The following is an 11,321-nucleotide window of genomic DNA, read 5'->3' as shown; positions in this document are numbered from 1 at the left end:
CAAAAATGTATGACTACTGCTATTAAAACCTCTCCTGACTTACCTTCCCGCTTAGTCAATGGCATTCTTTCAGTTAAGCCTTTATTTAACCTAGCTAAACACCAAGCCAGACAAATGATGATTAAACGGGCTGAGAAAATAGGTGTACCTTGGAATCAAGAAGTTGAAAAACTACAAGCAGCACGAGATTGGGCAAATGATTTAGCTCAAGTCCAAAATCCTCAAACTACCTATCCAGAATATTACTTACGTCCATTTCACGCTTATGATGGAGGGGATCTTAGCTGGAAGGCTGCTTTTGAGTTGGAAGTGGCTGCTCGTACTGTTCATGCCAGCATTTGGAAAGATGCAGGTGCTGAAGGTGATACTCAACTGCGTCAAAGTTATCACAATATTCTCAAAGCTCAACTTCCCCATCCACCACAAGATATTTTAGACTTGGGTTGTGCTGTGGGATTAAGTACCTTTGCTCTACAAGAACTTTACCCCCAAGCCAAAATCACAGGTTTAGATTTATCTCCCTATTTTTTAGCTGTTGCTAACTATCGTTCTCAACAACGTCAAAGTAATATTAACTGGGTTCATGCTCAAGCTGAATCTACAGGATTAGCAGATAATTCTGTTGATTTAGTTTCGATTTTTTTAATGTGTCATGAATTGCCCCAGTCAGCAACTAGAAAGATTTTTGCAGAAGCAAGACGGGTTTTGCGTCCAGGTGGGCATTTAACAATTATGGATATGAATCCCAAATCAGAAATTTACAAAAAAATGCCTACTTATGTTTTCACTTTGCTCAAAAGTACAGAACCTTATTTAGATGAATATTTCACTTTAGATATTGAGCAAGCTTTAGTTGAGGCTGGTTTTCAAAATTCAACTATTACTAATAACAGTCCTCGTCATCGGACTATTATTGCTCAAGTCAGTAATTCAACAATGGAAAATTAACAATTGACAATTGACAATTACCTCCCCTTCCCTGGAAATGAGAGCATTAGGAAATAGGAAATTTTTTCTGTTTTCTCATAGAAAGGAGAGGTTTTAACCTTTAATGAAACAATTATCAATTATCAATTATCAATTATCAATTGATAATGTGTGCATAATTTATCTCTTGTACTCTGGGCAATAATTCCACCGCTGCTGTTTTTGTGGTTTTACTATCGCCGAATTTCAGCGCCTCCTTTTCCCCTACAAATACTATGTTTTTTTGTAGTTGGTGCAATTTCTGGTTTTGTGGCTTTGGGGTTAGAATGGGCTATAGAAATTGCTGCTAATTCTGTTATGAACTGGGCAAAAATACAACGTTATTTTGTTGGTTTTGCCCTGCGGCAGTTGGTGGTTATTGGTCCAGTTGAAGAAGGTTGTAAGTTTGCTGCTGTTATTATTCCTATCTGTTATTTTCAACGCAGTTATAGGTTACGCACTAGTACGGTTTTTCTGTTTACGATAGCTGCTGCTTTGGGGTTTACTGCTGAGGAAAATTGGGTTTATTGGTTTCATGGTACTGCACCAATTTTAGAACGAATTATTAGCACTCCTGTACATTCTATGTTTGTTGCTCCTTGGGGGTATGCGTTAGGAAAATATATTTTTTCTAGCAGACGTTTAAATAAAGATAGAAGTTCAATTTTTACTGCTTGGTTAAATTCGGTTTTATTTCATGCTTTGGTAAATATTTTATCTAGAAGTTGGGTTTATCCCCCTCCCATTAGTTTTCTTGGTTATTGTTTATTTCCTTTTTTGTTATGGTTGTTTTGGCGACTAGAACAATTTTGGCGAAAATCTCAAGGTAAACGTCCTATTACTTTAATTTCTGGTAATACTTCTAAGCAGCGTTTTTGGCAAAGAAGTTTAATTTTGCTGATGTTGATTTTGGGTGGTAATGCTATTTTTGGCATTTTTATTTTGGTGAGAAAAGTTAGTCCTTTGCCAATAATAAGAATTTTTGATACTGAGATTTTCTTGTTTATATTTAGGGAAATTTTTATTAATTTTTGTTTGGGTTTTGTGGCTTGGTTGATTTATCTTTATTTACGCAATTTAGCCCGTCGTCGATATTTTTTTCAATGATGAAAAGTGAGAAGTCAAGAAAAGGATGCAGTATAAATATTCTGACTCCTGACTCCTGTACGGGCGAAGCATTCGAGTGACTAATTATCAATTTTTGTCCAAGGCTATTTTGCGAATGCTTCGCCCCTACTTAACTTAAACTGCTGCTAATTCTAGTTGTTTGACTGCTGCATTTACAGAAGTCTGATCTAAGTCAGCAGCGTAAATTTCACAGGAGTTATTAGGACTTTCTACGAGTTTGATTTTGTAAAGTTCTGCTCCTAGTTGTTGAATAGGCGATCGCAATGTATTACTAATATAAAATGCGATGTTTTCCGCAGTGGGTACAACTTGAGCAAAAAAGGAAACGTCTTTATTTAAGAAACCATGATCCATTGGTTCAATTACAGAATTTTTAATGATTTGATTTAAACCACCTAAATCAACTCCCATTCCTGTAACTGGATCAATTTCCCCTTTGACGGTGACTTCTAAATGATAATTATGTCCGTGTCCATTAATGCGAGCGCATTTACCGTAAATTTGTTTATTTTTCTCTAAACTCAAATCAGGATGTGCTAATCTATGGGCTGCACTAAAATCAGTAGCTACATTGAAAAATGTTTCTGATCCATTACCTTTGTATTCTACCCACAGTTGATCACTTTCAAATAATTTCACCTGGGATAATTTTACTCCCAATTTTTGAATTGGAGATTGCAGTAAATCACTAATGTAACGAGAGATATTTTCTGTGGTGGGAACTATTTGTGATTCAGCAAAATAAGGGATATCTTCATTAATGCAGGAGTGATCAAATAATTCTAAAACATGATCTTCAACTACTTTCTTTAAAGCATGAACATCTACAATCATTCCTGTACGTGAGTCCATTTCCCCTTCTACAGTCACTTCTAAATGATAGTTGTGTCCGTGGGTGCGGGTACATTTACCATATTTTTCTGCACTCAGGTTAGGCGCTAAACGATGGGCGGCGCTAAAATGACTTCTGATGGTTAAAGAGGCTTTTTTTCCTTCTCCTTGATATTCTGCCCACATCTGCGGATGTTCCAACAACTGCACCTTAACGATGGGTAAATGCGGTGTTAACCGTTCCCAGATCACTTTAGCAATATTTTCTGTGGTGGGGAGAGTTTGTTTAAATTCTGGCCACACATCATTCAGGTAAGAAAAATCTAGTTGACCGGTAGCTTCGTTTTTGATGGTGTGTTTTACATCAGACAGGTTTAACACCATTCCATACTCATCCAGTTCACCAGACATGGAGATAAATAATACATAGTTATGACCTTGACCGGGGAATTTCGAGAAAGGACCAAACTTTTCTAGGTTCTCGGTTTCACTCAATTCCGGCAACCAATACCGATGAGTAGCTGAAAACTGAGCGCGGCGATTTATGATACATTCCATGACTGCACTGGTAAAAATTTAATATTTCTTTATCTTTCACTGTATCCAGTGTAAACCAATTTGTGCTGTGGTGGTCAGTGAAATAGGGAATATTCATAAGATTATCGTATAATAACCATCTAGGTAGAACTTTCCGCCTTCTTGTACTACCTTCCACTTATCTGTTAGAGTTAAAACAAGCGCAAATTTATTTATTGACTTTGTAAATAAGAGTGAGGAGCAATACGTGATTACTAGAGGTTATTTTATAGGTGAAATAATAGATGAACTAGCAAATATTGCTAATCAAGTTGATAACAGAACCAAACTAAACTTGCTAGAACTAAATATACATCTTGAAAATTTCTTTAAAGAAATATTGAATAGACTACTTGATTTACACTTAGAAAATCTAAATAATGAAAGAAGCAATGCTCCTGGATTAGATTTAGGTGATGCTTTAAAAAAGACCGCATTTCAAATTACATCACAAAAAACATCAGCTAAGATTAATGACACTCTCAATACTGTTTTGGAACATAATATTCAAGAATATAATGATATTTATATACTAATAATAGGTTACAAACAAAACAGTTACACCGAGAAAAAAGACTTATGGGAGAAATTAAATTTTACAAAGGAAAATATTTGGGATATCAACACCATTTGTAAAAAAGTAATTGATCTTCCTCTCGATACCTTACAATCTATTCACCAGTACATAAAACAAGAAGTTGTCAGGGTAAAAATAGAGTTAGAGATACCAAATCAAGACGGTGAATTTGCTACAAGTATCAAAAATTATATTGAGCCAATAGCAAAACCTAAATTTAATGAAAATTCACTTAGAGTTTATTATGAATATTACATCAATAATAATTTTGGAGGAGATGATTACTCAATGGATGATATAAAACAGGCGTTTGATTTTTTAGCTAAGGAACTTGTCAAGTTACCTCGCATAACACGAGAATTTTATGCTTTCCTTCTTGAAAGGAGGGATGAAAATTCTTTGCAAGAAGCACATGGAGGTAAATTTTATTATCGTTTTAATGAAGATAGACTGAGAAGAATCTGTAGATATAATGATATTGATGGAGAAATTAGATTGCTTACAAAGCATGAATTTATTTCTTGGGATAATCCTATTCCTATTAATGAAGAGTATTATACAGGGTGGACTGAATCTTCATATCGTATTTACATTCCAGGTGATTCTAAAAATTATATTTCTTCTTTCATTGAAGACTTGGTAAATTTTGTAGAAAAAAACAATATTGGTTATCAAAAACCTATAGTAAATCTCGATTTTAGTAATTTTTAATTTGTAGTTAATTTGAATCGGAAAAGATTACAACCAATGAGGTTAAATTTATGAACAACCAAACAATTCATCAAAATATACCTAACAAAGACATTGCCGAATATTTCAATTTCCTTTCTCCTGGAGACATTAGACTGAAAAATTCAAGAATAGGAATTGAAACAATTTTATATGAATATATTGATTGTGGACGTTCTCCAGAAGAAATCGCCCAAATATATCAATCAATTTCTTTAGAACAGGTATATGCAACAATTCTGTACTATTTACAAAACAAAGAAATTGTCAGCAATTATATGAAAACCTGGATAGAACATGGTCATAAAATGAGAGAACAACAAAGACTGAATCCCCCACCAGTATCAGAAAAACTCAGACAACTTAGAAAAGAGAGACAATTTTATATTGGTGACAAATAACCGCACTTCTATGCCAGTGCATTTATCTGATCATAAGCTGTTACACAGCTAAATTGTATAATCCTAATATTCTGAACTCTTGTTTAACAGGCAAGATGCCTGTTCCACTTATACAAATTAAATGCACAACAGCTTATTGCCATGAATCGTCACATACCAGGAATCTTTATTGTCAATCCTAATTTAAGTGTTGGTGAAAATATAGAAGAATTAATATTAGTTGCTTTAGCTTCAGAAGATGGTGAATATCAAGATCGGATAGTCTATTTACCATTACCATAAAATCTGAAAAATCATCAAACCTTCTGACTCCTTACTTCTTACCATTTTTCACCCCACAGATTCTTGCGCTTCACAATGTAACCGCGTTGCTATTCTAAACATTTCTTGACCCGTGTGCAAATAACGATCATCATAATTTAAAGGAAAATATCCCAACTCTTCCAAACCATCACCCACTTGATTTAAACTATAATAAAGATGTGCTGCTACTCTCGCTAAACTAGGAGGGTTTGGTAAAGAATGAAAGGTATTTTGAGCCTTTTTAAAATCATCCCGACAGTTATCTAAATATTCTTGAAATTGATCTATTAACTCATCATCAAAAGGATCTGCTGCTAAGTCTTCAATTTGCTGTTCTAAAGAATTAAGAATGCGACAAAGCACGCGGTTGATCGGTTGATAAACTACACGCAACCACTCTTCAACCTTTTCATCTGCATCTTTTCCAGATTGTTTTTTAGCCTTATGTTGTTTTTGAGCAGATGCAGTTCTTTCTTGACGATGAATATTTGATTTTTGGGCATCTTTTCTAATTTGTTCATCGTATTTTAGACGACTTTGAACATCACTCAAAACTTCATAAGCAGCATTAATTCTAATAATTTCCTCATGATTAGCTGTTTCCTGATTACTGTCAGGATGAAACATTTTCACCAAGCGGCGATATGCTTGTTTAATCTCCGCTTGGCTGGCATTAGCATTAACTTTCAGGGTTTTGTAATGGTTAGAATCTTCCATGATTTAATTATCAGTTATCAGTTATCAGTTATCAGTCATCAGTAATTAGTTATCAATAAATTTTATTATTAATCTGTTCACTGTTCACTGACTCCTGTACGGGCGAAGCATTGGGAAAATAGCCTTGGACACAAATTGATAATTGGTCGTCCGAATGCTTCGCCCCTACAACTCCTGACTCCTGAATTCTTAGTTTACCGTCTTAGCTTCTAAATCCTGAAACAAAGGTGTACTCAAATATCTTTCACCAAAACTTGGTTGAATCATGACTATTAAACGTCCTGCATTTTCTGGACGTTGGGCGACACAAATAGCAGCACATAAAGCAGCACCACTAGAAATTCCCGATAATAGTCCTTCTTCCCTAGCTAACCTGCGACTGAAAGCGATCGCCTCTTCATCAGTGACAGAAATTATCTCATCAATCAATTTTACATTCAAAACTTGGGGAACAAAACCCGCCCCAATACCCTGAATTTTATGGGGTCCTGGTTTACCACCAGATAACACAGGACTATTAGCAGGTTCAACAGCGATCGCCTGAAAACTAGGTTTCTTTGCCTTCAAAACTTCCGCCACACCAGTAATAGTACCACCAGTACCCACACCCGCCACAATCATATCTACCTGGCCATCGGTATCTTCCCAGATTTCCAAAGCTGTAGTTTCTCGATGTATTTTAGGATTAGCAGGATTGCGGAACTGTTGCAACATATATGAGTGTGGTGTAGTTTCCACAATTTCCTGCGCTCTGCGAATCGCTCCACTCATCCCCTCAATACCCGGTGTTAATTCCAATTCTGCCCCATACGCCCGCAGCATTGCCCGACGTTCAGCACTCATGGTTTCCGGCATAGTCAAAATTAATTTATACCCCTTAGCCGCCGCTGTCATTGCCAAAGCAATACCCGTATTTCCCGATGTCGGTTCTACCAACACTGTCTTACTAGGAGTGATTAAACCTTCCCGTTCAGCATCATTAATCATACTCACACCGATTCTGTCTTTCACCGATGCCGATGGGTTCATACTTTCCAGTTTCAGCAAAATCTGTGCTACACAACCTTCTTCCTGGGGAATACGGTTTAACTGCACCAAGGGAGTCCGTCCAACCAATTCTGTAATATTTCGAGCAACCCGCATAATAACTTTTGATTCCTTTAGATGTAGTACATGATATCTAATTGCCTCCGTGAATCTCGCCGTTCACAAAGATCCTGAAGCGAATATTTTTGTAAGACTGCATTTGCAGCCTGACGCGCTTCTTGCCAAATTTCTTCTACAATGGCACTATCTACACTTTTGGGGTTATTATCATCTTCCCCTGTCTTGATATCCAACCCTTCTAAACATTCCAAAATATCAAAAACGCTGATTTTCCAAGGTTCTCGCGCTAACAGATAGCCACCTTTTGAACCACGTTGACTTTTAACTATACCCCCACGCCTCAAAGTAGCAAGTAGCTGTTCTAAATAGCGATCTGGTATATCTTGTTGGGCGGCAATTTGTCGAATTTGCATCGGTTCGCCGCTTTCGTAATGAGTTGCCATTTCTAATAACGCCAGAATTGCGTATTCAGATTTACAGGATAGTTCCACAAGCAGCAGTTAAGGATAAAGGTTCATGAATAATTCATAATTCATACTTTTCCAGTATACTCCGGTTTTACACTGGGGTTTGTACTTTTTTTGAGTATTCAGCTATCAGCCATCAGCAATCAGTTAGGAGAGGGAATTCTTAACAGGCAACAGGTAAGGAATACAGGCATTTTGGTTTTCAATCAATATGTTAAATTAATTTTGCTTGGGTACTTAGTTTCAGTTTTGGTTAATTGCCCAAACCTAACCTTTTTGTATACGGCTATAAAACCGTTTTTGAAGACAGGTTTTTGCTGATCAAAACAAAAAACCCGCCTCATGGCGGGCAAAAAAAGATTAAAAGATTGTTAGCAGACTATCAACGCTATCATTTAGAAAGTAAACGTTGTTCTGAGAGTTCCAATAAAGGCATCCTGGCTATTGCTGTTCTGTCCAACAGCAGGTAACCAAATCACACCAGGGGTGACAGAGATATTGTCGGAGACGCGATACTTGTAGAAACCTTCAACTTGGTAAGGCATATCACCAGTGTTAGGACCACCAGCATTATTAAAGGTATAGGGTTGAACGCCACCGAAAATACCTAATACGTTCCCTCTCTTACCAAAGTCAGGTAACGCTACCCCAACTCCATAACTCCAAGCTTCAAAATCATCATTTGCAGCAAAGCCTGTAATATCGTGGTAAGAAAGGAAACCACTGATAGATAGTCTTTGGCTGGGTTTGAACGCTGCGGAAACACCGTAGGAGTTACTGGAAGAGCCGCTTGGTGAACTCAGATTATTAGCTAGTGTTGTACCGACAACAGCACCTCCATCACGTCCTGCATCAAACAAGGTACTACCAGCACCATGATAACCATGTACATAGGTAGCAGCTAAAGCAAGACGATTACCAACATTGAAGTTTAACTGACCTAAAGCCGCATAGTTACCATCAAACAAACCTGCACCATTAGCAGGGTTTTCAGCGCCAGAAGTTGTGTTTCCAGAAGCCAAGTAACCTAAAGTTAATGAACTTGGTTTGAGAATGCCGCCGCCTTGTCCAAAGGGTACATTAACAGCAATACCTGAACCACCACCAATTCTATAGATGGGATTTTCCGAACTAAAGGTACTTAAAGCACCATTACCGCCATCTGTTTTATCAAAGAAGTAAGGGTTGTTAACTGCTGCATAATGGCTATGCTGACCACCAGTAGCTGCTATATAGACCTGTGCAGGACCAATAGGAGCTTCATAAGTCAGTTTGTCAATCTCAACATTGTTATTACCAGTGCTACCAACTTCAAAGGTTTGGTTAGTTTCCGCTGTGGTTCCAAAACCTTGGGCATTACCCGCAGTCAAACGAGTATTCAACATATCTCTACCAGTGAAGCTGCTTTGCAGGTTCAAACGAACTCTGTTCTGCAAAACAGTTTGTCCAGGAGGAGTAGCGCCCAAAGAATCGGTGACAGCAAAAATAGCTTCACCTTGTAATTTAGTAGTAGTAGAGAATTGATTCGCTTCTAACTCAGCAGTACGGGCTTCCAAAGTATCTACACGACCCCGTAAAGTTGCCAGTTCCGCAGAAAATTCTTCTTGCAGACGCTGTAAAGTCGCTAAATCCTGTTTTGTCACCAAATCAGCTGTTGCTGTGGCGATCAATTCGTTAACACGATCTAAACAAGCATTTAAACCAGCAGCAAATTCATAACGAGTTAAGGCCCGGTTGCCGCGATATGTACCATTGGGATAACCCGCAATACAGCCATATCTTTCTACCAAAGACTGCAATGCTTGGAATGCCCAATCAGTGGGCTGAACATCAGAAAACTGAGATACTGATGTAACTTGCGACTGTAAATTTTGACCTTCGTTGCTGTAGTTCTGAACCTGGGCCAAAACCTGCGTTTTTGAAGCGACTGGAGCTAAAACTTCAGGCTGTTGGGAAACTTCTGTAGCGGCTTGAGTTTCCAGTGTTGATACTTCAGTGGTGGCATTTGCAGCGGCAACAGCTGTTCCTGAAACTAATAACGCTGCTCCTAAAACTGCTGGGCTAACCACCAGAGACTTCCACAAGAGATTAGACATCTTTACTTTTACTCCTCACACCGTTTATAGATGACTGTTTTTGTAGTACCTACTTATCCGAAATGCGATATCTTTTTGCGACCTGTGGATGAGGCATAGCTGCCACTACTACAATTTTAGTTTTTACAAAGTTAAAAAATGATTAACGAATCGTTAAAAAATCATGAAATTAACTTATGTAAAAGCATCTAAATCATAGTTTTATATTATAAAATATCTCAGCCTAATGATCAAGATAAAATTTATCAATTAAATACCGCGCAAATAAGCTGGTATCATATTCTCAATCACAACCAAGCAATTAACTATTTTCAACTCACACCACAGATATACAGGACAAAAACATAACAGCAGCTTTTGCCAAAAGTGTTTGCAACTGATTTAAACAATCACATCTGTTAGATTAAATTTCTTTGCTGTTGCCATTGGACAATTTCCTCTATTAGCAAAAACCTCTCTATATTGTGAGGATGTCCTGCCAAGTCTGAATGTTCCCTGAAGCGCAGTTAAATTATTTTCAACAATTAATGGCGAATTCTGTAGCTTGTAAAAAAATACAGATATAGCGGAAGGCAAGAGGCAAGAGGCAAAGGTAAAACCCTTATTATTACTAGCTTTTAGCTTTTGAGAATGTCCTAACCAGCTTGTCTACTGCTATATGTTCGTGAAGAGAAAATTTACCGTTACTAGCCCCTAAAAAACTATCCGCCCTAAATTAAATCCGATGATCTAACTCAGGGCGGTCTAGCGGGTCTTCAGGTTGCAACCAGACTGCCGGAAGGAACTCCGACTTTTAGCCTAGCTACTTGAGCTAACTTAGTATCTCAGGATAACTAAATCTCAGGATAACTAAGGCTAACTTTTAGAGAACAGCCCCGGCGCACAGCCGGCTAACTGCAACCTGATGACCCATGCTTTTACTACTATCTATCATGGGCATCACCTCCTTGTTGCCTAAACGGTCTTAGTTTCAAAAAGGCAGAGCGCAAAACTCTGGGTTTTTAACCTGAGATTATCATAGCACAGAAAATTATTTTGGCAATAGTCAGGAGGTGACTGGTGATTGGTGATTGGTGATTGGTGATTGGTGACTGGTGACTGGTGACTGGGTAAAAATCAATAATGACCGCTAACCGCTAATGACTAATGACCATTAAAAAACCCCAGGCTAATAAATAGCCTGGGGGTAAATTAAAAAGGATGAATACTAAAGGATTTGATTAATTCATCATCAAATTAGAGAGCGTTACCACGTGGTAATACTTCTTCAGGGAATACAAATTGTTCGTGGGGTTGGTCTTGAGGAGCCATCCAAGCGCGGATACCCTCGTTCAACAAAATGTTTTTGGTATAGAAGGTTTCAAATTCTGGGTCTTCTGCTGCCCGTAATTCTTGGGAAACGAAGTCATAAGCCCGCAGGTTT

At 37.7% G+C, this 11,321-nt stretch carries 9 protein-coding genes and 3 pseudogenes; 5 read left to right on the top strand and 7 right to left on the bottom strand.

All coding sequences use genetic code 11. The features are described from left to right. Positions 1-9: 9 nt before the first annotated feature. Together PN497_RS04565 and PN497_RS04560 are read left to right on the top strand one after the other, a co-directional pair. Positions 10-948 (top strand): class I SAM-dependent methyltransferase, encoded by a 939-nt coding sequence (locus tag PN497_RS04565; RefSeq protein WP_096567726.1) that lies wholly within the window; start codon positions 10-12, stop codon positions 946-948. A gap of 150 nt (positions 949-1,098) precedes the next feature. Continuing rightward, positions 1,099-2,073 carry a PrsW family intramembrane metalloprotease gene (locus tag PN497_RS04560; protein ID WP_096567728.1) on the top strand — a complete coding sequence of 325 codons (975 nt, stop codon included), beginning with the start codon at positions 1,099-1,101 and terminating at the stop codon, positions 2,071-2,073. Positions 2,074-2,208: 135 nt separating this feature from the next. On the opposite strand, the pseudogene PN497_RS25870 reads toward PN497_RS04560, so the two are convergent. Both PN497_RS25870 and PN497_RS25865 read right to left on the bottom strand, forming a co-directional pair. After that, a pseudogene (locus PN497_RS25870) lies at positions 2,209-2,652 on the bottom strand (6-carboxytetrahydropterin synthase); the annotation flags it as partial. 27 nt (positions 2,653-2,679) lie between these two features. Then, positions 2,680-3,483, bottom strand: a pseudogene (locus tag PN497_RS25865) (6-pyruvoyl trahydropterin synthase family protein); the annotation flags it as partial. Positions 3,484-3,709: 226 nt separating this feature from the next. Between PN497_RS25865 and PN497_RS04550 the strand changes: the two are divergent. The 3 genes from PN497_RS04550 to PN497_RS04540 all read left to right on the top strand — a co-directional run bounded on the left by PN497_RS04550 (position 3,710) and on the right by PN497_RS04540 (position 5,490). Then, a complete protein-coding gene (locus tag PN497_RS04550) occupies positions 3,710-4,789 on the top strand; it encodes an SMEK domain-containing protein (RefSeq protein WP_096567732.1) in 1,080 nt (359 codons plus the stop codon). Positions 4,790-4,839: 50 nt separating this feature from the next. Continuing rightward, the gene (locus PN497_RS04545; protein ID WP_096567734.1) at positions 4,840-5,208 is read left to right on the top strand and encodes a DUF433 domain-containing protein; all 369 of its coding nucleotides are present in this window, start codon (positions 4,840-4,842) and stop codon (positions 5,206-5,208) included. 141 nt (positions 5,209-5,349) lie between these two features. After that, positions 5,350-5,490, top strand: coding sequence for a hypothetical protein (locus PN497_RS04540; protein WP_162501924.1), 141 nt, complete (start codon positions 5,350-5,352; stop codon positions 5,488-5,490). Between the two features lie 48 nt (positions 5,491-5,538). On the opposite strand, the gene PN497_RS04535 is transcribed toward PN497_RS04540, so the two are convergent. The 5 genes and pseudogenes from PN497_RS04535 to PN497_RS04515 all read right to left on the bottom strand — a co-directional run. Beyond that, on the bottom strand, positions 5,539-6,228 hold the full coding sequence (locus tag PN497_RS04535) for a J domain-containing protein (RefSeq protein ID WP_096567736.1): 690 nt from the start codon (positions 6,226-6,228) through the stop codon (positions 5,539-5,541). Between the two features lie 189 nt (positions 6,229-6,417). After that, entirely contained in the window at positions 6,418-7,371 is a 954-nt protein-coding gene (gene cysK / locus PN497_RS04530) for a cysteine synthase A (protein WP_096567738.1), read from the bottom strand. Between the two features lie 17 nt (positions 7,372-7,388). Continuing rightward, positions 7,389-7,826, bottom strand: a complete 438-nt coding sequence (locus tag PN497_RS04525) for an RrF2 family transcriptional regulator (RefSeq protein WP_096567740.1) — start codon at positions 7,824-7,826, stop codon at positions 7,389-7,391. Positions 7,827-8,197: 371 nt separating this feature from the next. Further along, the gene (locus PN497_RS04520) at positions 8,198-9,898 is read right to left on the bottom strand and encodes an iron uptake porin (protein ID WP_096567742.1); all 1,701 of its coding nucleotides are present in this window, start codon (positions 9,896-9,898) and stop codon (positions 8,198-8,200) included. Between the two features lie 1,236 nt (positions 9,899-11,134). Further along, positions 11,135-11,321, bottom strand: a pseudogene (locus PN497_RS04515) (photosystem II D2 protein (photosystem q(a) protein)); the annotation flags it as partial.

Source organism: Sphaerospermopsis kisseleviana CS-549 (assembly GCF_028329225.1).
In the GTDB taxonomy this organism is placed as follows: domain Bacteria; phylum Cyanobacteriota; class Cyanobacteriia; order Cyanobacteriales; family Nostocaceae; genus Sphaerospermopsis; species Sphaerospermopsis kisseleviana.
Note: the sequence above shows the minus strand (reverse complement) of the source record. Positions and strands in the feature narration are given on the sequence as shown.

What these genes read in the sequence shown, in the direction of transcription:
- PN497_RS04565 (WP_096567726.1), top strand. Translation starts at nt 10, where the DNA reads ATGACTACTGCTATTAAAACCTCTCCTGACTTACCTTCCCGCTTAGTC.
- PN497_RS04545 (WP_096567734.1), top strand. Translation starts at nt 4,840, where the DNA reads ATGAACAACCAAACAATTCATCAAAATATACCTAACAAAGACATTGCC.
- PN497_RS04540 (WP_162501924.1), top strand. Translation starts at nt 5,350, where the DNA reads ATGAATCGTCACATACCAGGAATCTTTATTGTCAATCCTAATTTAAGT.
- PN497_RS04535 (WP_096567736.1), bottom strand. Translation starts at nt 6,228, where the DNA reads ATGGAAGATTCTAACCATTACAAAACCCTGAAAGTTAATGCTAATGCC.
- cysK (WP_096567738.1), bottom strand. Translation starts at nt 7,371, where the DNA reads ATGCGGGTTGCTCGAAATATTACAGAATTGGTTGGACGGACTCCCTTG.
- PN497_RS04520 (WP_096567742.1), bottom strand. Translation starts at nt 9,898, where the DNA reads ATGTCTAATCTCTTGTGGAAGTCTCTGGTGGTTAGCCCAGCAGTTTTA.